Annotated in this window: 18 protein-coding genes and 1 pseudogene; 13 read left to right on the forward strand and 6 right to left on the reverse strand. The window is 70.0% G+C overall.

Features of this window, described 5'->3' with window-relative positions; all coding sequences use genetic code 11:
* Positions 1 to 79: 79 nt before the first annotated feature.
* The 5 genes from G361_RS0132865 (at position 80) to G361_RS0132885 (ending at position 6,071) form a co-directional block, all read left to right on the forward strand.
* On the forward strand, positions 80 to 1,363 hold the full coding sequence (locus G361_RS0132865) for an MFS transporter (RefSeq protein ID WP_019931388.1): 1,284 nt from the start codon (positions 80 to 82) through the stop codon (positions 1,361 to 1,363).
* 189 nt (positions 1,364 to 1,552) lie between these two features.
* Positions 1,553 to 2,863 (forward strand): citrate synthase, encoded by a 1,311-nt coding sequence (locus G361_RS0132870; RefSeq protein ID WP_019931389.1) that lies wholly within the window; start codon positions 1,553 to 1,555, stop codon positions 2,861 to 2,863.
* A 131-nt stretch (positions 2,864 to 2,994) separates the two neighbouring features.
* Positions 2,995 to 4,272, forward strand: a complete 1,278-nt coding sequence (locus G361_RS0132875; protein WP_019931390.1) for an AI-2E family transporter — start codon at positions 2,995 to 2,997, stop codon at positions 4,270 to 4,272.
* A 139-nt stretch (positions 4,273 to 4,411) separates the two neighbouring features.
* Complete coding sequence (locus tag G361_RS0132880) at positions 4,412 to 5,623, forward strand: GNAT family N-acetyltransferase (RefSeq protein WP_019931391.1); 1,212 nt, start codon at positions 4,412 to 4,414, stop codon at positions 5,621 to 5,623.
* Positions 5,624 to 5,681: 58 nt separating this feature from the next.
* Positions 5,682 to 6,071, forward strand: a complete 390-nt coding sequence (locus G361_RS0132885; RefSeq protein WP_196814735.1) for a YccF domain-containing protein — start codon at positions 5,682 to 5,684, stop codon at positions 6,069 to 6,071.
* 3 nt (positions 6,072 to 6,074) lie between these two features.
* On the opposite strand, the gene G361_RS0132890 is transcribed toward G361_RS0132885, so the two are convergent.
* Positions 6,075 to 6,512, reverse strand: coding sequence for a MarR family winged helix-turn-helix transcriptional regulator (locus G361_RS0132890; protein ID WP_019931393.1), 438 nt, complete (start codon positions 6,510 to 6,512; stop codon positions 6,075 to 6,077).
* Positions 6,513 to 6,576: 64 nt separating this feature from the next.
* Here G361_RS0132890 and G361_RS0132895 point away from each other — a divergent pair, with 64 nt between their 5' ends.
* Both G361_RS0132895 and G361_RS0132900 read left to right on the forward strand, forming a co-directional pair.
* Positions 6,577 to 6,813, forward strand: a complete 237-nt coding sequence (locus G361_RS0132895; RefSeq protein WP_019931394.1) for a DUF2530 domain-containing protein — start codon at positions 6,577 to 6,579, stop codon at positions 6,811 to 6,813.
* 141 nt (positions 6,814 to 6,954) lie between these two features.
* Positions 6,955 to 7,581 (forward strand): TetR/AcrR family transcriptional regulator, encoded by a 627-nt coding sequence (locus G361_RS0132900; protein WP_026343791.1) that lies wholly within the window; start codon positions 6,955 to 6,957, stop codon positions 7,579 to 7,581.
* Between the two features lie 86 nt (positions 7,582 to 7,667).
* Here the strand turns inward: G361_RS0132900 and G361_RS50570 are convergent, their stop codons facing one another.
* Together G361_RS50570 and G361_RS49895 are read right to left on the reverse strand one after the other, a co-directional pair.
* A complete protein-coding gene (locus G361_RS50570) occupies positions 7,668 to 10,664 on the reverse strand; it encodes a sacsin N-terminal ATP-binding-like domain-containing protein (RefSeq protein ID WP_019931397.1) in 2,997 nt (998 codons plus the stop codon).
* A 1,492-nt stretch (positions 10,665 to 12,156) separates the two neighbouring features.
* Positions 12,157 to 12,883 (reverse strand): annotated as a pseudogene (locus G361_RS49895) (DUF3027 domain-containing protein); the annotation flags it as partial.
* 17 nt (positions 12,884 to 12,900) lie between these two features.
* On the opposite strand from G361_RS49895, the gene G361_RS0132915 reads away from it, so the two are divergent.
* The 3 genes from G361_RS0132915 (at position 12,901) to G361_RS0132925 (ending at position 16,278) form a co-directional block, all read left to right on the forward strand.
* Positions 12,901 to 13,692 (forward strand): glutaminyl-peptide cyclotransferase, encoded by a 792-nt coding sequence (locus tag G361_RS0132915; protein ID WP_019931399.1) that lies wholly within the window; start codon positions 12,901 to 12,903, stop codon positions 13,690 to 13,692.
* A 62-nt stretch (positions 13,693 to 13,754) separates the two neighbouring features.
* Complete coding sequence (locus G361_RS48765; protein ID WP_019931400.1) at positions 13,755 to 15,719, forward strand: MFS transporter; 1,965 nt, start codon at positions 13,755 to 13,757, stop codon at positions 15,717 to 15,719.
* A 34-nt stretch (positions 15,720 to 15,753) separates the two neighbouring features.
* Positions 15,754 to 16,278 (forward strand): DUF2771 domain-containing protein, encoded by a 525-nt coding sequence (locus G361_RS0132925; protein ID WP_019931401.1) that lies wholly within the window; start codon positions 15,754 to 15,756, stop codon positions 16,276 to 16,278.
* Between the two features lie 33 nt (positions 16,279 to 16,311).
* Here the strand turns inward: G361_RS0132925 and G361_RS0132930 are convergent, their stop codons facing one another.
* Positions 16,312 to 16,734, reverse strand: coding sequence for a cold-shock protein (locus G361_RS0132930; protein WP_019931402.1), 423 nt, complete (start codon positions 16,732 to 16,734; stop codon positions 16,312 to 16,314).
* 176 nt (positions 16,735 to 16,910) lie between these two features.
* Here G361_RS0132930 and G361_RS45775 point away from each other — a divergent pair, with 176 nt between their 5' ends.
* Together G361_RS45775 and G361_RS0132940 are read left to right on the forward strand one after the other, a co-directional pair.
* Positions 16,911 to 17,144 carry a hypothetical protein gene (locus tag G361_RS45775; protein WP_019931403.1) on the forward strand — a complete coding sequence of 78 codons (234 nt, stop codon included), beginning with the start codon at positions 16,911 to 16,913 and terminating at the stop codon, positions 17,142 to 17,144.
* A 404-nt stretch (positions 17,145 to 17,548) separates the two neighbouring features.
* Positions 17,549 to 18,190, forward strand: coding sequence for a transglycosylase family protein (locus G361_RS0132940; RefSeq protein WP_019931404.1), 642 nt, complete (start codon positions 17,549 to 17,551; stop codon positions 18,188 to 18,190).
* 789 nt (positions 18,191 to 18,979) lie between these two features.
* Here the strand turns inward: G361_RS0132940 and G361_RS0132945 are convergent.
* Positions 18,980 to 19,168 carry a hypothetical protein gene (locus tag G361_RS0132945; RefSeq protein ID WP_026343792.1) on the reverse strand — a complete coding sequence of 63 codons (189 nt, stop codon included), beginning with the start codon at positions 19,166 to 19,168 and terminating at the stop codon, positions 18,980 to 18,982.
* 226 nt (positions 19,169 to 19,394) lie between these two features.
* Here G361_RS0132945 and G361_RS0132950 point away from each other — a divergent pair, with 226 nt between their 5' ends.
* The gene (locus G361_RS0132950; protein WP_019931406.1) at positions 19,395 to 21,725 is read left to right on the forward strand and encodes a helicase-associated domain-containing protein; all 2,331 of its coding nucleotides are present in this window, start codon (positions 19,395 to 19,397) and stop codon (positions 21,723 to 21,725) included.
* Positions 21,726 to 21,734: 9 nt separating this feature from the next.
* Here G361_RS0132950 and G361_RS0132955 read toward each other — a convergent pair whose 3' ends face one another.
* Positions 21,735 to 22,244: a hypothetical protein gene (locus G361_RS0132955; RefSeq protein ID WP_019931407.1), complete on the reverse strand. Its 510-nt coding sequence runs from the start codon at positions 22,242 to 22,244 to the stop codon at positions 21,735 to 21,737.
* Positions 22,245 to 22,523 lie beyond the last annotated feature (279 nt).

Below are 22,523 nucleotides of genomic sequence, written 5' to 3' on the forward strand. Positions count from 1 at the left end.
CGCGCAAGGGTTGTAGTCATGGGATGATTCACGGAAAATTTGTGTTCATGACACAGTTCGTGACGCTAATCTTCGCCCGGTGAAACTGCTCGCCGATCTCACCCCGCTCCGCACCGACTCGTTCCGCCGGTTGTGGACGGCGGGTGTCGTCACCACCATCGGCGCCCAGTTGACCGTGGTCGCGGTGCCGCAGCAGATCTACGAGATCACCCGCAACTCGGGTTATGTCGGCCTGGCGGGCCTGTTCGGGCTCGTGCCGCTGATCGTGTTCGGGCTCTGGGGCGGCGCGCTCGCCGATGTGATGGACCGGCGGCGACTGCTGCTGATCACCACCGCGGGCACCGGGATCACCTCGCTGCTGTTCTGGGTGCAGGCGGCCGCGGGGGTGGCCAATGTCTGGGTCGTGCTGGCGCTGTTCGCGATCCAGCAGGCGTTCTTCGCGGTCAACCAGCCCACCCGCAGCGCGCTGCTGCCCCGCCTGCTGCCGCCGGAACTGCTGCCCGCCGCGACCTCGCTGAACATGACCGTGGTGCAGTTCGGCGCCATCGCCGGTCCGGTGCTGGCCGGCGCGCTGATCCCGCTGACCGGGCTGCCGATGCTTTATCTGCTCGACGCGGTCGCGGTGCTGGCCACGCTGTGGGCGGTGTGGCGACTGCCCGTGGTGCCGCCCACGGGGGCCGCCCGCCGGGCCGGGCTGAAGGCCGTGGTCGAGGGCTTCACCTATCTGGCCACCCAGCGGATCCTGCTGGCCTCGTTCGCCGTCGACATCATCGCCATGGTCTTCGGGATGCCGCGCGCGCTGTTCCCCGAGATCGCGCATCACACCTTCGTCGATCCGGCGGCGGGTGGCGTGGCGCTGGGCCTGTTGTTCGCGGCGATGTCGGTCGGCGCGGTCGCCGGTGGCGTGTTCTCCGGCTGGCTGGGGCACGTCCGGCGCCAAGGCCTCGCGGTGGTCGTGTGCATCGCGCTGTGGGGTGTGGCGATGGTCGGCTTCGGGCTCGCGGTCGGCGGTACCGGGCACGGCCTCACGACCCGGATCGGGCTGTGGGTCGCGCTGGTCTGCCTGGCGTTCGGCGGCGCGGTCGACATGTTCTCCGCGGCGCTGCGCAACTCGATGCTGCAACAGGTGGCCACCGACGAGATGCGCGGGCGGCTGCAGGGCGTGTTCATCGTCGTGGTTGCCGGCGGTCCGCGTATCGGTGACGTTGCCCATGGTTTCGCCGCCGCAGCGTTGGGTACAGCTACCGCTGCGGCCGGTGGCGGGTTGCTGGTCGTTGCCGGCGTGGTGCTGGCGGCCGTCGTGTTCCCGGCCTTCGTCCGGTTCCGGGTGGGGCGGCCGACGGCCGAGGTCACCGTGTCGTAAAGCCGCCGACGATCTTCTCCGGCACCCCGGCCGACCAGTCGGAATTCGCTGAGTTGTGAAACGTACTGCGAAGTAGTTAACGCGCACCCTCGCTGATCGCCCGTAACAGACGCGGGTTAGCGTGGAGGCCAAGCATCGGTTGCCGATCGCGTCCGGTGCCTGCCGTTCTAGCCTGAGAGGGATCCTTCCGTGCCCGCTGAGAACATCATCAACGTCGACGACGACGCCAAGCCGGTACTGTCCTACCCTGGCGGCGAATACCCCATGACGATCGCCAAGGCCACCGAGGGCAACGACGGAATCGATCTGGGCAAGCTGCTGGCCAGCACCGGATACGTGACCTACGACCCCGGGTTCACGAACACCGCTCCGACCAAGTCGGCGATCACCTACATCGACGGCGAGGCCGGCATCCTGCGCTACCGCGGGTACCCGATCGAGCAACTGGCCGGCCGCAGCAACTTCATCGAGGTCAGCTACCTGCTGATCTACGGTGAGCTGCCGACCCAGGCCCAGCTGGACGACTTCACCGATCGGATCCGCCGGCACACCCTGCTGCACGAGGATCTGAAGCGCTTCTTCGACGGCTTCCCCCGCAACGCGCACCCCATGCCGGTGCTCTCGTCCGCGGTGAACGCGCTGTCGGCCTACTACCAGGACTCGCTGGATCCGCGCGATCCCGAGCAGGTGGAACTGTCCACCATCCGCCTGCTGGCCAAACTGCCGACCATCGCGGCCTATTCGTACAAGAAGTCGGTCGGCCAGCCGTTCCTCTACCCCGACAACTCGCTGTCGCTGGTGGAGAACTTCCTCCGGATGACCTTCGGCTTCCCGGCCGAGCCCTACGAGGTCGACCCGGATGTGGCCGCCGCCCTCGATCTGCTGCTGATCCTGCACGCCGACCACGAGCAGAACTGCTCCACCTCCACCGTGCGTCTGGTCGGCTCCTCGGACGCCAACCTCTTCACCTCCGTCTCCGGCGGCATCAACGCGCTGTGGGGCCCGCTGCACGGCGGCGCCAACCAGGCCGTGCTGGAGATGCTCGACGAGATCAAGGCCTCCGGCGGCAACGTCAAGGAGTTCGTCCGCAAGGTCAAGAACAAGGAGGACGGGGTGAAGCTGATGGGCTTCGGCCACCGCGTCTACCGCAACTACGACCCGCGCGCGACCATCGTCAAGAAGACCGCCGACCAGATCCTCGGCAAGCTCGGCGGCGATCCGCTGCTCGACATCGCCAAGGAACTCGAAGAGGCGGCGCTGTCGGACGACTACTTCATCGAGCGCCGACTGTACCCGAACGTCGATTTCTACACCGGCGTCATCTACCGCGCACTGGGCTTCCCGACCCGCATGTTCACCGTGCTGTTCGCGATGGGCCGGCTGCCCGGCTGGATCGCGCACTGGCGGGAACTGCAGTCCGAGCCGCTGAAGATCGGCCGTCCGCGCCAGATCTACACCGGCTACCCCGAGCGTGACTACCACGAGATCACCGGTCGCTGAACCCGATTCACCGCGAGGCCCGCTTCCCGTTCCCGGGGGCGGGCCTCGGTCGTTCGTGGTGTGATCGGCTTCTCGGCCGGTAGCGGCGTTTCGCCCCGGGACTGCGCGCCGGGATCGGCGAGACTGGTCCGGTGGCCGAGCACACGTCCGAATCCGCGGAACCGAACGGCTCGGCCGGATCCACCGGGCCGGCCGAGCAGCGGATGCCGCGCTGGCTGCCGCGGGCCATGCTGCTCGCCTTCGCGCTGCTGGCCGGCTATCAGCTGCTGGACTGGGCCGGACACAAGCTGTTCGGACTGGCCACCATGATGCTGGTGGCGTTCTTCGTCTCGCTGGCGATGGAGCCGGCCGTGGATATCCTGGCGCGCAAGGGAATCGGCCGCGGCTGGGCCACCGGTGCGGTGTTCATCACGCTGTTCGCTTGTGTCGCAGGGTTTCTCGCGGCACTGGTGACGCTGCTGGTGCAGACGGTGAGCAATCTGCTCGAGGAGCTGCCCCGGCTGCTGAACGAGTTGGTGGACTTCGTGAATCACCATTTCCACCAGCACTTCACGATCGACCAGTTACGGGATCGGCTGCTGCACGACTCGAACATCCTGTCCGGGTACGCGGAACGGGCCGCGAACAACGTGTGGGGGTTGTCCAGCACGATCCTCGGCGGGCTGGTGCAGTTCCTCACCATCGCGCTGTTCAGTATCTATCTCACCGCCGACGGGCCGAAGCTGCGGCGGACGATCTGCTCGCTGCTGCCGCCGGACCGGCAGGCGACCGTCCTGCACGCCTGGGATCTGGCCATCGGCAAGACCGGCGGCTATCTGTATTCGCGGGCGCTGCTGGCGGTGATCTCGGCGGTGGGGCACTGGATCTTCCTGGCGATCCTCGGACTGCCGAACGCGCTGGCCCTCGGCGTGTGGTTCGGCGTGGTCGCCTCCTTCGTGCCGACCATCGGCACCTATATCGCGGGCATCCTGCCGGTGCTGGTGGCGCTGACGATCCATCCGATCGACGCGCTGTGGGTGCTGGGGTTCGTGGTGCTGTACCAGTGGTTCCAGGACTACCTGCTGCAACCGCGGATCACCGCGCGCACGGTCGACGTGAATGCCGCGGTGGCGCTGCTCGCGGTGCTGGCCGGCGGCGCGCTGCTCGGCGCGGTGGGCGCGCTGCTGGCGATCCCGGCGACCGCGACCGTGCAGGCGTTCCTCAGCGAATACGTCACCCGCTACGAGGTGGCCGAGGATCCGCGCATCGAACGCGATGTGCGGCGGTCCCGCTGGAAGATCCCGCAGGGGCGCGGGGGATCGCTGCGGCGCGGGAAGCCGGTGGCCGGGGACGACGCGCCGGATGGTGGAGACGACACCTCGAAGCCCGCGGGTGATGCGGGAAACGACGAGGACGACGCAACACCGTGACGCGGTCGGGCGATGATCCCGAAATTGCTGCCGGACAGCGTTTTCCGATCGGGGTGCGCCGGGATCGCGGCGGCGACCGGTGGCGGACTCGCCCGGAAATGGTGTGCGGCCCGGCCCGGGGGCGTGCGAAGGTGCAGCCATGACTTCGACGCCGAACGAGCACGGCATTCTCGTCCGCCCGGCGACCGCGGTGGATGCGGAGGCGGTCCTGCTGATCACCAACGCGGGGTTCGGGGTCAGCGGGGACCCGGGTGATCCGCACGAGTTCGGGATCTTCCCGCTCGAGCGGGCGCTGGTGGCGGTCGACGGGGATCGGGTGGTCGGATATTCGGCGGCGCGGCCGCAGACCGTGACCGTGCCGGGCGAGCGCGGCGTCACGGTGGAGACGATCGCGAACGTCGCGGTCACGCCGACCCATCGCCGGCGCGGGATCCTGCGGGCGCTCTACACCGAACAGCATCGCCGCACCGAGGCCGCCGGGCTGCCGCTGACCATGTTCACCGCCAGTCAGGGCGGTATCTACGGCCGGTTCGGGTACGCGCCGGCGATCGTCGAGCACGACATCGTGGTGGCGCGGGCCGGGGCCGCCTTCCTGCCCACCACACCGGATCCCGGCGGCGTGGAGCTGGTACCGATCGCGGTTGCGCGACAGGCGATTCCGGAGATCTATCAGCGGTGGCAGCGCGGCACACCCGGCGCCCAGCAGCGGCCGGAGATCGCGTGGGCGCGGCGGTTCGACGAGCCCGCGGATCGCCGCGGCGGCGGGACCGAACTGTACGCATTCGTGCATCCCGACGGCTACGCGCTGTACCGATACTATCGGCGCGCCGCTGGCTCGGCGATCGAGGTGGTGGAGATGCGCGCGGTGACGAACGACGCGCACGCCGGGTTGTGGCGCGCGCTGCTCGCGCAGGAACTGTTCGACCGGGTGGAGGCGTCGGTCGTGCCGGGCGATCCGCTGCCGTACCTGCTGACCGATCCGCGGCAGGTGCGCACCGTCGGCCGCCGGGACTCGCTGTGGGTGCGGGTGATGGACGTGCCCGCCGCACTCACCGCCCGCGGCTACCGCGGCGACCTGGATATCGTTCTGGCCGTGCGGGATCCGTTCCGGAACGCCGGCGGCACGTTCGCGCTGCGCGTGCGCGACGGGGTGGCCGACTGCGCGCCGACCGATCGCGCCGCCGATGCCGAACTCGGCATCGACGTGCTCGCGGGCATGTACCTCGGGGCCCATCCGGCCCGCGCCTTCGCCGCGGCGAACCGGCTGCGGATCGGCGACGAGGCGCGGCTGAACGCACTGGATCTCGCCTTCGGCAGCGAGCGCGAAGCCGCCCTGGGCTGGTTCTTCTGACCGGCGCGGTTCACAGCCTCCGTTCAGCCGGCGCGCCTACCCTGGGGTCGTGTCACCGATTCGACTGCTGCTCAACGTGATCTGGCTGGTGTTCTGCGGATTCTGGATGGCGCTGGGGTATTTCGCCGCCGGGGTGGTGTGTTGCCTGCTCATCGTGACGATTCCGTTCGGGATCGCGGCGTTCCGGATCGGCGCCCACGTGCTGTGGCCGTTCGGCCATCGGGTGGTTCCGAAACCGGGTGCGGGTACGGCCTCGCTCGTCGGGAACGTCATCTGGTTCATCGTTGCCGGATGGTGGCTGGCGCTCGGACATCTGCTCACCAGCATCCCGTTGTTCGCATCGATCATCGGAATTCCGTTCGGCTGGGCGAATCTGAAATTGATTCCGGTTTCGATGATGCCGCTGGGTCACGAAATCGTTTCCAGCGAGGACGCTTTCCCCCGCTGAGTTCTATTTATCCTCGGCAACGAACTTTTTCATGATGACGACCGCCTCGCGCAACACCTCCTGTTGATCCGGCGTGAGTCCGGACAACTGCTCGGTGAGCCACGCCTCGCGGGCGTTGTTCTCGTCCTGGATCAGCGCGCGACCGGCCTCGGACAGCGACACGATGATCTGCCGGCCGTCGGTCGGATGCGGGTCGCGCTGCACCAGTTTCAATTCCGCGAGCGAGGCGATGACCCGGGTCATCGACGGCGGCTGCACGCGTTCCCGGGCCGCGAGCGCACCCGGTGTCATGGCGCCGTCGCGGTTGAGCGTGGCCAGTGCCGACAGCTGGGTGAGCGAAATCAGGGCATCCGTACGACGGCCCCGGAGGTGGCGCGTCAAGCGCACGACCGCCAGAGAAAGCTCGGCGGCCAGCGCACGGATGTCGGAAGGCGTTGTCACAGAGGCAAACGATACATGACACGCCGCGGACCGACCTCCTGTTCCCCGCGGCTATCGTGGACCCGTGACCCAGAAGGTGCCCGAGATACCGCAGCGGCTGACCGATCCACGCCCGGTGGTGGCCGTCGGCGTGGGGTTGTGGCTGATAGCCACGGTGGTGGTGTGGCTCGTGGACAGCTGGGCGCCGGCACGGCCGGTCTGCCTCATGGGGCTGGTGGTGGGGCTGCTCGCCTACGGCATCTTTCTCCTGCAACGCCGTTCTGCCCGGCGCGGTGACAAGGGTGCACAGAAAGGGCTCTGAACGAAAGGATGCACGACGGGTCGTGCATCGAGCGAAAATCCAACGAGTCGGATTTCACCAGGTCACGGCGCTGCCCGCCCCCAGAGCCGTTTCGCGGTAGGCGAATTGACTGAACGCGTCCTTCCCGCTTTACTCCACGGGGTGTCCTCCCGATTGAGCGTCGAAGAACGACGAGCCCACCTTATCGAGGCCGCGATCGGCCTCGCGGAGAAAAAGGGGGTGGCCGGAGTAACCACGCGCGATGTGGCTCAGGCAGCCGGTGTTTCGCTCGGAGTGGTGCATTACTGTTTCGAAAACAAGGATGCGCTCATGACCGAACTGGTCAAGGCGCTAGCGATGGAATTGCGCGATTCGGTCGAGACCAACGATGCGGTCTGGCAGGACGTCCGGAACGGGAAGGATTCACTCCAGAACCTGGTCCGGGCGAGCCTCGAACTGTTGTGGCTCAATATCGAGGCCACTCCCGAACGACAGCTGCTCACCTACGAGACCACCACCTACGCATTGCGCGAGGGTGAGCAGACCCCGGCGAAACTCGCCATCGCCCGGGAGCAGTACACGTTCAACGATTCCACGGTCGCGGACGTTCTGGAACACGCCCGCGACGCCACCGGCACCGACTGGCGGGTCTCCGTCCAGACCCTGAGCCGGTTCACGCTGTCCGTCATCGACGGCATCGTGCTGCGCTGGCTGGTCGACAACGACAGCGCGGCGGTCCGCACCCAGCTGGACCTGCTCGCGGAGATGATCACCTCGTACGCCGGCTGATTCGCGGCCCGGCCCGATTCCCCGGCAGTGGCCGACGGGAAAGGACCGGGCCGCGAACGCGGCCGGATACCGGCCGCGAATCCGCGCTACCCGCCGATCGCCGGCGGCGCTTGAACATGTGTGGTGTCGCCGATTCGCCACCACGGAACATCCACCTCGGCCTCGTACGCGCCGGACAATCGCACACGCAGTCGCTCGTGCACCACCAGCTCGCCCACCGGCTCGGGCCCGCCGCCGCGCAGGCGCAGCAGCACCCCGAGCGGTTCGTCCGTCCAGGTGGTCCGGCGGCCGGTGCTCAGCACCTCGGCGGTGACGGCCTGCGACACCAGCGGCAGATCCAGCAGTGTGGCCAGCGCCGGCGCGGTCGCCAGATCACCGACCACCAGCCGGTCCGGCGGCACGGCCGCCGCGTACCAGGGCTGATCCAGGACCAGCGCCCGTCCGGGTTCGAGGACCGCACCGGACAGCGCGCGCACGTGATCCGGCAGGGTCAGGGCCTCCAGGAACAGCCGCGGCACCGCATCGGCCAGCCGCGCGTGCACCCGCGAGATCACTTCCGGCGACGGGGTTCTCGCCGGATCGGCGAGCGCCTCCAGCAGGACGGCGGCCGAATACTGGGTGATGGTGTCGGGATCGGCGAGCACGCCGCGCAACGCCAGCAGATCGGTCTCACCGAAACCCGTCAGCTCCGGCAACAGCCCGGCGTACGCGGTGTCGGCCGGGGCGCGGTGGATGCCCAGTGGCACACCGTCGATGCGCGCGTAACGGCGCAACCACCACACCGTGTAGCCGTCCCGGTCGGCCAGCAGCGCGCGGGTGTCCGGCTCGGACAGCAACAGCCGCAACGCATCCGGCCACACGTCCGGGTCGATCAGGTCCAGATCGCGCACCGCGGCGAGCACCGGCGGATCCTCCGGCAGGCTGTCCCACCAGAGGTCCTCCTCGTCCAGGTCGTGATCGGGCCCGGTCGGATCGGCCTCGGTGACAACGGAGAAGCCCCAGCCCACGCCGACCGCCCGCAGCGCCGCCGCGCCGTACCGGTCGACCAGCTCGGAATCGACGGTGCCGAACGGGGAATCGTCGACCAGCAGGTCGGCGATCGGCGCGCCGGGCAGCAGCAGATCCTCGGCGGGCAGCAGTTCGCCGGTGTCGTCCGGCAATTCGAGCATGCCCAGCCATTCCGGCAGCGGAACGTCCTCCGGCAGCAGCTCGGCCAGTTGCAGCACCGCGTCGACGGTGTCCGGATCGTCGGGCTGCTCCTCGAGTTCGGCCCGCAGCGCGGGATCGGTGAGCAGCTCCTCGACGGTCGCCCGCCGGGCACCGAGCCGGATCAGCAGATCGTGGTCGGCCTCGGGATGCACCAATCGGGCCCAGTGCACCGGGATCGGCACCCGCAGCTGGTCGTCCACCACCACCGTGCGCGGCCCGGTGACCTGACGGCCGTCCGCGAGCGGCACCGCCAGCGCACCCAGTTCCTCGACCGTCAGCGGATCGCCGACGAACGACTGCAATGCGTCGTACAGCGAATACCACCAGGTCAGCGGCCGTTCCAGACCGGCCGACAGCTCCGCGATCCGCGCCAGCCCGATCCGGTGCACATCCAGCACCGCGAGCCGATCCGCGACCGCGCGACCGGACAGCTCCGGAATCACCAACGGGCCCAGCAGATCCGCCAGCAGCTGAGCCAATTCGGCACTGGCGCCGGTGAATACGCTGGACCGGGTCGGAACGGCGGTACCCTCGACGACCACCGGCTCGCCGCCGTCCTCCACCGCGGAGTCGTCGACGGTCAGCACCGGCAGCCACGAGCCCTCGCGCAGTTCGGCGACCACGGCCTCGCGCAGCAACGAGTCCACCTCGCTGCGCGCGAAGCCCGGTGCGGGTACCAGCAGCAACCGGTCACGCGGCGGCAGTGCCCGCGCGAAATCCGCATAGCCGGAAGCCAATTCGGCGATCCGGCCGCCGGGTAGCAGCCGCCGCCGATCCGGCTGCATCGCGATGTCGGCGATCAGCAGCGCCGGCAGCGACAGCTCCTCGTCCGAACGGGTCGGCGCGCGCAGCACATCCGGCCGGGCCGGCACCGGACGCCCGTCGCGCACCGGCAACAGCCACCGGCCGCGCGCGGTCCGGAACTGCCACCACACCCCCGCCCCGGGCTCGGTGCCGGTGTCGTCGAGCTCGCCGAACGGATCGGCCACCCCGATCGTCGCCGCCTCGGCATCCAGCCCGGCGAGCAGTAGATCGAACGGATCCGGCTCACCTGCCGCACCGTCACCAGACCCCCGGCCGTCGCCACCCCCGAGCGCGGGTATCGAACCCTGCCCCACCGTGGGCACCGGTCCCCGGCCGATCCGCAACTCCTCCAGCCCACCACCGAGATCGGTGACCACACTGTGGAATTCGTCGTCGCCGACCCGGATCGACCGCAGCGCGGGCAGTTCCAGCAACAGATCGATCGCCTCGGACCGCATCGCCGTCAGCAGTGCGTCCGCGTCGACATCCGCGCGCAGATGGACGACCACCTCGCTGTCGAATCCGGCGGCCGGTGTCGCGGCCTCCGGCCAGACCAGCCGCAGCGCGGGCGGGGCGAAATCGCCTTCGGCGCGCCGGCTCTCGGCGGCGCCCTCCGGGATCGGCACCCCCGTCTCACGCAGCGCCGCCCAGGTGCGCGCCCGCGAGAACCGCAGCGACCCGCTGGCGGAACGGAATTCGACCTCGTCACCGGCGCTGAGCACCGCCGTGAAGCCGACCCCGAACTCACCCACCGAATCCCGCCCCGACTTCGCCGAGGCGCGCAACGCCGTGAGCGCGTGTACACCGGAAACATCCAGCGGCACACCGGTATTCATCACATGCAGCGCGCGATCGCGCAACTGCACCACCACCTGCCCCGGCACACCGGCCTTGACCGCCGCGTCCGCGGCGTTCTGCGCCAGCTCGGTCAGCAGCCGATCCCGGTACCCGGCACGCACGAGGTCGGCCTCGGTGGCCGCGTCCTCACGCAGTCTGGTCGGTGAATCCCGCCATGCCGCCAGCACTCCGGCTCGCAGTGCCGCCGTCCCGAACGGATCGGACGTATCCACAACCGTGTTGCTCAGTTCGACCCCGCCACTCCGGATTCATCGGGCCGGACCCGAACCGCGGACACGGCCCAGGCATCGTCGTATCGCGTCGCGCCCGACCGCTCACCCGGCCCGGACTCACCGTCCGACCCGGGTTCCGCGTGCGCGGCCCCCGACTCGGCAACCGCACCGTGCTCATTCGCGACGTCGGCAACCGTAGCAGCCTCGGCACCCGAATCCCCCGGCGCCTCCGACCCCGAAACCGACTGCGCCCCCGGCGTTTCCGCCCCGACACCACGTTCACCGTCCCCGGTCACGGCCCCGGCCTCCGCAGCCGTACCGACCGCCACCGGCGAATCCCCGGTGACCCCGTTCTCCTCGCCACCGGCCCCGGCACCCGCCGAGATCCCGACCTCACCCACCGAAACCACCTCGGCCCCCGCATCACTCACGTGCGCCGCATCACCAGCGGCAACATCGCCCGCCGCAGCCGTACCGACACCATCGGCAGCGACATCGTCCACCGCAGCCGTACCGACACCATCGGCAGCGACATCGCCTTCCGCAGCCGTGCCGACACCATCGGTGGCGACATCGGCCTCCGCGGCCGTGCCGATCGCTACCGGCGAATCCCCGGTGACGCCGTTCTCCTCGCCACCCGACGCGGCATCCGCCGAGATCCCGACCTCACCCACCGAAACCGTCTCGGCCCCCGCATCACTCGCGTGCGTCGCATCACCAGCGGCGACATCGGCCTCAGCAGCCGTGCCGACCGCCACCGGCGAATCCCCGGTGACGCCGTTCTCCTCGCCACCCGACGCGGCATCCGCCGAGATCCCGACCTCACCCACCGAAACCGTCTCGGCCCCCGCATCACTCGCGTGCGTCGCATCACCAGCGGCGACATCGGCCTCAGCAGCCGTGCCGACCGCCACCGGCGAATCCCCGGTGACGCCGTTCTCCTCGGCACCTGACGCGGCACCAGCCGAGATCCCGACCTCGCCCACCGAAACCGTCTCGGCACCACTCGCGCTCGCCGGATCGTCGGAGACGACGTCGGCCACCTCAGCGGAAGGCTCGACACCGGTGCCCTCGGTAGAAGGCTCGACATCACCGACCTCGACAGAAAGCTGTGCGCCGGCAACCTCGGCAGAGGACTCACCACCGGCCACCTCGGCAGAGGACTCACCACCGGCCACCTCGGCTGAGGACTCGGCCCCGGCCACCTCGGCGGAAGGCTCGTCACCAGCCACCTCGGCAGAGGACTCGGCCCGACCCACCTCGGCGGAGGGCTCGACATCGCCCGCCCCAGCTGCGGACTCGGCACCGGCAGTCGCGGTGAAGGATTCGACCTCGTCGGCCGGGCCGGAGGGCTCGGTGGTGGTCGAGGCCGCAGCGCCCGGGCCGCTGTTCGGATCAATCTCGGCAGCGGTGGCCGAGTCCTCGGAGGTCGGCGCGGCGTCCGGTGCCGGAGCCGCGGTGGGGCGGCGGAGGTCGGCGGTGGGGAGCATGTCCACGGCCGCGTCGTCGTAGGCCTCGTAGAGGGGGGAGCCCTGGCCGGTGGGGAGTTCGGTGTCGGAGTGGGCGCCGCAGCCGTATGCGGTGTGCACCACGTGCCCGTCGGCGCCCATCGCGTTGGCGCAGACGCCGAAGGCGGCGCGCAGGGCGCCGGCCACGGGGACGAAGAAGCCGCAGAGGCCGCAGGTCGAGGGGGCGGCGCGAGCCATGTCGGTATCGGGGCCGTATTCGGAGTACCAGCGCCCGGCGGCCTCCTCGCGGCCCTCCAGGCTCAGCACCCGCGGGCGGCCCAGGCCGATCTCCTCGATCGCCTCGTCGACGACCGGGTCGCCGCTGAGCAGGTAGCCGGGGACCAGGCGTGGGTCGTCGGGGCTCGTCGCCAGCAGATCACCGGGGGCCAGATCGCCGGGGCGGACCCGTTGATCCCAGGGTAGGAAGTCGGGGGCCACCAGGGCATCCGGGCCCGGCAGCAACGCCGACTCACTGACCGTGGCATGGTCGGCCGCCGGCGGGGCGGCCACCACCACCGCCCACTGCCAGCCGCCGTAACCGGGCAGCGTGGCGGCGAAGTGATGGGTGGCCGCGTACTCGTCCTCGCCGGTCACCCCCAGATGCTCGCCCACACCAAGCGGCTGCAACTCCAGGAGCGCACGACGGGCCAGTTCGACCGCCTCCGCCAGGATCGGTCGCACACCGGACTCCGAAACAGGAACAGCGCTCACGACCTACATTTTGCCGTATGGGACGCAAACATCGTGCGTGGGCCGTGGTGGGTTCGATCGTGCTGGCGGCGCTGCCGGTTTCGACGGCGGCCTGCGACCCCGGTGACGACGCCGTGCACACCCCTCAACTGCGGGTACAGGTGGTGGCCACCCGGCCGCACGATCGCACGGCATTCACCGAGGGACTGGAGATCGACGGGGGTCTGCTCTACGAGAGCACCGGATTGGAGGGCCGCTCCACCCTCCGGGTCGACGACGCCACGACCGGTGCGCAACTCGGGCGTGTCGACCTGCCGCCGGAATTCTTCGGCGAGGGCGTCACCCGGGTGGGCGACACGGTCTGGCAGATCACCTGGAAGAACCAGGTGGCGTTCGCCCGCGACCCGCTCACCCTCGCCGAGCGCACCCGGGCGCACTACGACGGCGAGGGCTGGGGCCTGTGCACCCGCGCCGATCGGGTCGTGATGAGCAACGGAACCGACACCCTGACCTTCCGCGATCCGGCGACCTTCGCCGAAACCGGCACGGTACGGCTGGCCGACCACCCGGCCGTCCGGCTCAACTCGCTGAACTGCGCCGCCGACGGCACCGTGTACGCCAACGCCTGGCCGACCGACCACATCCTGCACATCGACCCGGACAACGGCCGGGTCCTGGGCGATATCGACGCCGCGGGCCTGCTGGCGCCGACGGACAAGCCGGGCACCGACGTGCTCAACGGAATCGCGCAGATCCCGGGCACGGACCGATTTCTGCTCTCCGGGAAGAACTGGCCCCTGACCTTCGAGGTTCGCTTCGTCCCGGTGTGAAAGCGCGGATCGCCGCCCGGGCTGGACACCGCACTCGCCCGGCGTGCGAGAGAATCGACAGCGTGACTGTCTCCCGCGATCCCTCCGGCACCGATCCAGGTCGGTGGGACGGCGAGGAGTACCCGATGCTCGAGCGGCATCCCGGTTACGACCGATATCCGCCGCCGAACCCGTCGTCGGAGCGGAAGTCCCGCGAGAACGGTTCCCGGAACGGGAAGCCCCGGACCAAACCGATGACCGCCCTGGACCCGTCCCCCACCGCCTCGCCGCCCCCCGAGCCCGCCGACCCGCCCACCCGACGGGTTCCGCGCAAGCTCACCGTCACCCGCGTGGTGGCGATGCGCAGTCTGGAACTCACCGAGAAGGGTTTCCAGTCCTTCCAGCGGGCCGCGAAGGCGGACGGCGCCGGCGAATCGGGGCTCGCGGCCCTGGTCTACGCCACGATGGCGAACTTCGCGCTCGACGCGGCCATCGCGGTGGCCCTGGCAAATACGTTGTTCTTCGCCAGCGCGACCGCCGAGTCGAAATCCAAGGTGGCGCTGTACCTGCTGATCACGATCGCGCCGTTCGCGGTGATCGCGCCGCTGATCGGGCCGCTGCTGGATCGGCTGCAACGCGGCCGACGGCTGGCGCTGGCCGGTTCGTTCGCCGCCCGCGTGGCGTTCGTGCTGTTGTTGATCTTCAACGTCAACAGCTGGGCGCTGTATCCGCTGGCCCTGGGCGCGATGATCCTCAGCAAGTCGTTCGCGGTACTCAAGAGCGCGGTGACGCCGCGGGTGCTGCCGCCGGGTATCGACCTGGTCCGCACCAACTCCCGGCTCACGGTGTTCGGGCTGGTCGGCGGCACGCTCGGCGCGGGCGCGGTGGCCGGGGGTATCGCCGGTATCGCCGGTTCGAGCGGGGCGCTGGTATTCGCCGCGCTGATCGCCGCGGGCGGCGCCTATCTGAGCCTGCGCATCCCGTCCTGGGTGGAGGTCACCGAGGGCGAGGTACCGACCACGCTGGGGTATCACCGCCGGGTCGGCAAAATCGTCACCGATCGCGAGGCGCCCGCGGCCGCTCGTGACGAGCGACTCACCGAAGGCGGTCGGCGGCGCGCCACCGACCACGAGGGGCGGCCCGCCGAGGGCAGTGGGCGGCCCGCCGCCGAGGGCAGTGGGCGGCCCGCCGCCGAGGGCAGTGGGCGGCCCGCCGCCGAGGGCAGTGGGCGGCCCGCCGCCGAGGGCAGTGGGCGGCCCGCCGCCGAGGGCAGTACGCGACCCGCCGCTGAGGCCGGTGAGCGGCCCGCCGCCGAGGACGACAGCCAGACTGCCGAGGACACCGCCGACAGCGGTCGGCGGCAAGCCGTGGTGCAACCGGCCCGCCGCCGCCAGCCGCTGGGCCGCTCGGTGGTGACGGGCCTGTGGGGTAACAGCTCGATCCGGGTGCTGACCGGCTTCCTCACCTTCTACGTCGCCTTCGTCGCGAAATCCACCGAACACCGGCCGGTGCAGCAGGCCGCGATGCTCGGCGCGGTCGGCGCGGCGGCGGCGATCGGCAACTTCATCGGCAACGCCTCCGGCGCCCGGCTGACCCTGGGCCGGCCCGCGCTGCTGGTGGTGAGCTGCACGGCGGCGTGTACGGCGGCGGCGATCATCGCGACCTTCCTGGACAACCTGCTGGGCGCGGCCGTCGCGGCGCTGATCGGCGCCGGGGCCAGTGCGCTGGCGAAGGTTTCGCTGGACGCGTCCATCCAGGACGATCTGCCGCCGGAGTCGATCGCCTCCGGCTTCGGCCGCTCGGAAACGGTGCTGCAACTGTCCTGGGTGATCGGCGGCGCGGGCGGGGTGCTGCTGCCGACGGAGTATTGGAAGGGTTTCGCCGTGGTCACGGCGCTGCTGGCGGTGGGATTGGCACAAACCGTCGTGAGCTACCGTGGACACTCGCTGCTGCCCGGTTTGGGCGGCAACCGGCCGCAGCACGCGCAGCAGGAGATTCCCGGCGGCGCCGCCGACGTCACCAGCGGCACCGAGGCGCCGGGGCTGTGACGGGCCGCCCGCCCCCGAGCGACAGGACTGACCAGTGAAGCCCAGCACCCGCAAGTTCGCCGTGCTCGCCGCGGTGGCGCTGATCGTGGTGATCGCCGCCGTCGCGGGCATCGTGGCCACGGCGGTGCATCGTGCCCACCGGGCGGATCCGCAGCTCACCGCGTACGCGCACGGCCGGACCGTGACCGTGCCGCCGTACCGGTACTGCACGGTCCAGGAGGAGGGTCAGCGGCTGGCGCTGAGCTGCCGCCAGAGCGGCGTCACCGCGCCGCTGGCGACCCCGGCGGGCTATCCGTTACAGCTGTCGCTGCCCCGGCAGGTCGCCGACGCGCCGTGGGTGATGGTGCAGGAGTACGCGCTGCCGGACGGCACGGCCGTCCAGCATCTGGCGTCCTACCGCGACTACCCGGCCGGGACGATGGCCGTCACGGTGAATTCCCGTCCGCAGCACGATCTCCGGCTGGTGGGCGTGGAGATCCAGTTGGTGCTGCCGGTCCGGGACGAGACCGGGGCGGAGTCGTACGCCCCGTATCAGGTGTGGTCGATCGCGACCGCGTGAGTTGCGATCCCGCGGCCGGGCCGCGGGGCCGGCTCAGTGATCGAGTTCGCGCGCGACGCCGCGGACGACCTCGGCGATGCGCTGGGCGGTCTTGCGATCCGGGTACTTGCCCCGGCGCAGATCCGGCTGCACCGTCGCCTCCAGCAGGGTGATCATGTCCTCGATCATCCCGTGCAGATCGTCGGGGGACTTGCGGGGATGCGTGGCATCGTTGCGGCGGGGGCGGCTCGGGGCCTCCTCGCGCACCGACGGCAGTGGATCGAGCAACTTCAGGCTCAGCGCCTGCGGGCCGCGCTTACCCGCGGCCATCCCGAATTCCACTCGTTGCCCGGGCTTCAACCCGTCGACACCCTTGGGCAACGCAGACGACCGAACATAGACGTCCTCACCCTCATCCTGGGAAAGGAAGCCGAAGCCCTTTTCGACGTCGTACCACTTCACCCTGCCGGTCGGCACTGCGCTCACCCGTTCGTCATCGATGCCCGGACCACCCGGACACAACCAGGGCACCGGGATACGTCCGGGCCCTTCTGCTTGCGAAAAGAACGCGCCCCACAGGTATGCAGGACGCGAATGCTCCTGAGTCTACCCCGGTGCCGAGAGCGCGAGCACATGAGTTTTACGGTGCAGTAATGCCCGATCCTCACTCGCAGCCGGCGGCGCGCCGGTCCGGCAATCCTCTGCTCTACGTCGCCCTGGGGCTGTTCGCGATCGGTCTGCTGGCCATCGTCGCCATTCTGCTGACTCCCGTGCTGTCCGACGGCAAACCCGCGCTGTGGTTGTACGTCACCGCGATGGCCGGTACCGCACTGGGGTTGTTGCTGGCACTCGTCTTCGCCCTCCGGTCCGGACGCCGCGCGCGCTAGTTCGCGCGCACCCGGGTATTTGCCCAGTTCACCCCGGAACCACTCCTGTGATGTTCGTCACATAACGAGACGATAACGAGGGGGTCACGGTCTCCGCTCGGCGCAGACGCACCGCATTCACCTGCGCAGAAACACTTTTCGGCCGCTGACCGCGCGGGATCCGGCCCCCGGCACACGCCGGTTATCAAATGGTGATTTTCTCCGGCGTTCGTCGTACCGTTCTTAACGCAGCCGGGATTCCCGGCACCACCGGCCCGCCGCACCGAACCTCACCCCGCGGGTACGGACCCCAAACGGAAGCAGGGGTGAGGGCGGCGCACCTCCGGGCGCGCAGGGAACGGACGACCTCTCAGTCCGAACCCGAGTTCATCTCGCAGGTGCGTACGAGAGGAAGACGACCCGATATGAGTGGACGCCATCGCAAGCCGACCAACACCGGCCGCACCGTCGCCAAGGTTGCTGTGACGAGCGCGATCGTGGGTGGGGCCGGTGTCGCCCTCGCCGGCCACGCCTCCGCGGCCCCCGACTCCGACTGGGACCGTCTCGCACAGTGCGAATCCGGCGGTAACTGGGGTATCAACACCGGCAACGGCTTCCAGGGAGGCCTGCAGTTCTCCCCCGGCACCTGGGCCTCGCACGGCGGCACCGACTATGCCCCCGCGGCCAACCAGGCCTCGCGCGAGCAGCAGATCACCGTGGCCGAGAAGGTTCTCGCCACTCAGGGCTGGGGCGCCTGGCCCACCTGCTCCTCCAACCTCGGCCTGCACAGCTCGCCGAGCGAGCGCACCGCCCCGGTGAGCCCCGGCCAGCACTGGAGCAGCCCGGATGCCGACGATGTCGTGGGCGCGCCGCAGGCGCAGTTCCCCGACGGCACGCAGGACATCTTCCAGGCCGTCGACAAGGTCGTCGCCGCCGCACAGTCGCAGGGCTTCCAGGTCCCGCAGGACGCGATGAACACCTACAACGCGTTCAAGGCCAGCGGCACCAAGCTCGACCCCTCCGTGGTGAACTTCTTCGAAGCGAACAAGGGCCTGCTGCCCAACTGATTGCCCGCCGGGTCGCGAACCGGCCGTCGACTCTGTCAGCACGGCCGGTGTTCGTTCTCCCGCAGGTGATCACGCTTACACACGACAGGTCGTATCGTTCGGCCGTGGTCGAGCTGTGGATCAGTTGCCGATCAATGGTTTCCGGACGTGCCTGTCGACATGACATCCCTCTGAACGGTTTTCCCGTACAGGCAAGCCTCTGAACACGTCCAACGTGCAGGCTAGCCATGGCTACGAGGGCGTCCGGCGCCGTACCGCGAATGTGATTGCGGGCGTTGACCGAGCCTGCACCTACGCGGCAGAGCCGGTGTCGCCGGCAGGCTTTCGAGCCCGGTCGCTGTTCCTCCACAGCCGGTCCGAGCAGGAGTGCCGGACCATCGCACAGTCGACTGTCGGTAACTGCGGCTGCTACAGCACTTCCCCGCCAGGATCACCGCGCGTATCGATCATCCGTATTTTTCGCTGGGTTCTTCCGTTGCCCAGCGAGCCGGGTATCGGCAACCCGCTCGGAATCGACCGGCCGCCGTGATCGCCGCACTCTCGGTCGAGATGACCGGCGGGCACGCGGTTTCCGTGAACCGAGTCCGGCGCGCGGGTGCCACGTCGCCGCCTCGAACGCCTACCCGTGACCTCGGTCGACGTGCACGGACGCCACGACGGCATCGGAAACCCACCGAGATGGGATCCGACCACCCGGATATGCCACCGGGCCCGAACTCCGGTCGACCGCTTACTTGCGCGACAGAGGCCCCCGGCACCGACGGTGCCAGGGGCCCGGGAACGCTCGGATCAGCGGTTGACGACCGTATGCGGGTGCACGTAGGGCATCTGCTCCGCGGGGACGGGGAATTCGGTGTCCTCGCCGTACGGGGACAGACCACCCGCGCGGGTCGCCGAGAGTTCGGTGACCGCATGGTCGCCGTTGTCCAGTCGCGGCCAGCCGTTGTCGACGTAGGATTTCTTCGATTCTTTCGCCACGAGGTCATTCTGACACGGCGACACATGTTCCTGTTCACGGCCCGGTACGCCGGCTACCGTCCGGCCCGTCCCGATGCCGGTCCGGTACCGGACGACCGGCCGGATGATCACCGCAGACCCCGTCCGGACGACACCGGCGACATGTGGCCGCCCGGTAGCCGGACGCGCGCGCAGGCGACAGCAGAGCACAGACACGGAAGAGCCTCTCACCGTACGCTGGACTGCGATGACTGCGACCGAAGCCTCCGCCGCGACCGGTGCGGCCGGCGGGGCCGCTCTGGCCGACTGGCTGGGCGCCCGCTCCGACGACGATCTCGTGACGTTGCTGACGCTGCGCCCCGACCTCGCGGTACCCCTCCCGGCATCGATGGCCGTACTGGCGGCCCGCGCGGAACAGCGCGCCTCGGTATTCCGCGCCGCGGACGATCTCGACACCCTGGATTTCGCAGTCCTGGAGACCCTGGCGGTGCACCACGCGGTCCAGGAGGGAGCCGCCCGCGGCCGGGCCGCCGAACCGTTGCCGCGACAGCGCCTGATCGATCTGCTCGGCGACCGCGCCCCGGCCGCCGATATCGAGGCCGCGATCGACCGGTTGACCGCACGCGCTCTGGTGTGGGGTACCGACCGGCTGTACGCGGTGGCCGCCGCCCAGGAGGCGCTGCCGTGGCCGCTGGGCAGCATCACCGAGATACCGGACGCCTTGAGCGAGGCGGAGATCACCGCCGCGCTGACCGGCCTCGCCCCGCCCGAGCGCGCACTGCTGGACAAATTGGCCGGCACCGGCCCCCGCGGTCGCACCCGCGACGCCGCGCCGGACACCGCGCCGGACCGCCCGATCCAGCGCCTGCTCGCCGCCCGCCTGCTGAACTGGGTCGACGCCGAGACGGTCGAACTGCCGCCCGCGGTGGGCCAGGTACTGCGCCGCGAACCGGTGACCGACCCGCACGTCCTCACCCCACCGCATCCGGAACCCGTCCACCACACCGCCGCCGAGGCCAACGCGGCCGCCGCGGGTGAGGTGGGCGAACTGCTGCGTCACGCCGGCGACCTGCTGGAGGTGCTCGGTCAGGGTCCGGCGCCCGTGTTGCGGGCCGGTGGGCTCGGGGTGCGGGAATTGCGGCGGATCGCCAAACAGGCCGGGGTGGACGAGAACCGGGCCGGACTGCTCGCCGAGATCCTGACGGCCGCCCGCCTGCTGGACAAGGGACTCCCGGATCCACCGCCGGATCTCGACACCGTCGACGATTTCTGGACGCCGACCTCCGCCACCGACGGCTGGCTCGACGGCCCGCCCGCCCGCCGCTGGGTGGTGCTCGCCCTGGCCTGGCTGGACCTGGACCGCTGCCCGTGGATGATCGGCCTGCGCGACGCCAACGACAAACCGCTGGCCGCGCTCTCGCCCGAACTGCGCACCGTGCACGCCGCCCGCGACCGGCACGCCGTGCTGTCGTTGCTGGCCGAATATCCGGCCGGATCCGCGGTGCCCCCGGCCGAGGTGGCCCGGGTGCTGGCGTGGCGGCAACCGCGGCGCCGCCGGCACTTCCGCACCGATATGGTCGAGCACACCCTGGCCGAGGCGGCGGCGCTCGGGCTGGCCGGTCGCGGCGCGCTCACCTCCGCGGGACGCGCTCTGCTGCACGGTAATCCGGGCGACGCCGAGGCCGAGATGGAGTCGGCACTGCCCGCACCCCTCGATCACGTCCTCGTTCAGGCCGATCTGACGGTGATCGCGCCGGGCCCGCTGGTGCCCGAACTCCAGCAGCGCATCGCGCTGGTCGCGGACGTCGAATCGGCGGGCGCCGCCACCGTGTACCGGGTCGGCGAGAATTCGGTGCGGCGAGCGCTGGACGCCGGACTGACCTCCGCCGAACTGCAACAGCTGTTCACCGCGCATTCCCGCACCCCGGTCCCGCAGGCGCTCACCTACCTGATCGACGACGTGGCCCGCCGGCACGGCCGATTACGGGCGGGTCTGGCCCAATCCTTCCTGCGCAGCGAGGATCCGAGCCTGCTGGCCGAGGTGCTGGCGGCGCCGGTGGCCGAACGGCTGGCCCTGCGCGCGGTCGCGCCCACGGTCGCGATCTCCCAGGCGCCCCTCGGCGATGTGCTGGAACAGCTGCGCGCGGCCGGTTTCAGTCCGGCCGGGGAGGACACGTCCGGCGCGATCGTCGACCTGCGCCCGCGCGGGGCGCGACTGTCCCTGCGCCCGAATGCCCGGCAGTCGTGGCGGCCGAATCCGCCCAGTACGGAACAGTTGCGCGCGCTGGTGACCGAACTACGCGCCGGGGAGAAGGCCGCGCGCACCCGTTCCGGGCAGGCGGTCCGGTCCGACGGCAGCCGGACGACCACCGCCGCCACGATGGCGCTGCTGCAACTGGCGGCGAAGGTCCGCCGGCCGGTGCACATCGGTTATGTCGACGCGCAGGGCGTCGCCACCCAGCGAGTGGTGGAACCGTTGCAGGTGTCCGGCGGGCAGCTGGACGCGCTCGATCCGGTCACCGGCGCGGTCCGGCACTTCACGTTGCACCGGATCGCGTCCGTCGCGCTGGTCGAGTGAATTCCGCGCTCAGCCCTTCGGATTGGCGAGGCAGAACGTGGTCTTGGGGTTGGACAGCGTGAGGAAGGTCGAATTCGAGTCACAGACGAATTCGTCGCTGGTGCCGTCGACCCGCTTCACGACCTTGACGGTGGCGTCGGCGGATGCGCAGTCGGCATATGCGAAACCGGTCTCCCGGTCCTGGTGATAGCAGCTGCCCTGCTTGAGATTCGGGGCGAGGCACAGGTGCGCGGTGCCGCCGCCGTAGTTCTCCTCGTACGAGGTGTTCTCGGTGCCGCAGTCGGCCTTCTGATCCGAGGTCGACACCACCTTGTAGACCGCCTTGTCGGAGGAGCAGTCGACGGGCTCGGTCTTGGCCGCGGTCGTCGAACCCTCGAGGACGTTGATGCAGTCCCCCACCTTGGCCCGCGCGGTATCGGATTTGCCGGAACCGGCCGAGCAGCCGGTGACCGCGAGCGCGGCCACCGCCACCAGCGCCGGCACGAAGCGAACGATCAGCTTCGGCCCTGCCTTGTTCACGTACGAAAACCTCTCTCACCCAATCGTTCACGGCGTATCCGCGGCGCGGTCGCCTGCGAACGCCGGTGAGCGGACGATACCCCGTGTCCCGGTCCTCCGGGGCACCCGGGCCGGTTGCCCGGGGGGTTCAGTACAGGGTGCCCCCCATGGCGAGGCCGTGCAGTCCGAGCAGGGCATATCCGAGTGTGCGACTGATATTGATCAGCGTCAGCATTTCGAGGTAGGTCATATCCGACACCCTTCCACAGCGGCGCGGGGACTGTCCCCGATCGCACCGAG

The sequence above is a fragment of the Nocardia sp. BMG111209 genome, assembly GCF_000381925.1.
Classification (GTDB): Bacteria; Actinomycetota; Actinomycetes; order Mycobacteriales; family Mycobacteriaceae; genus Nocardia.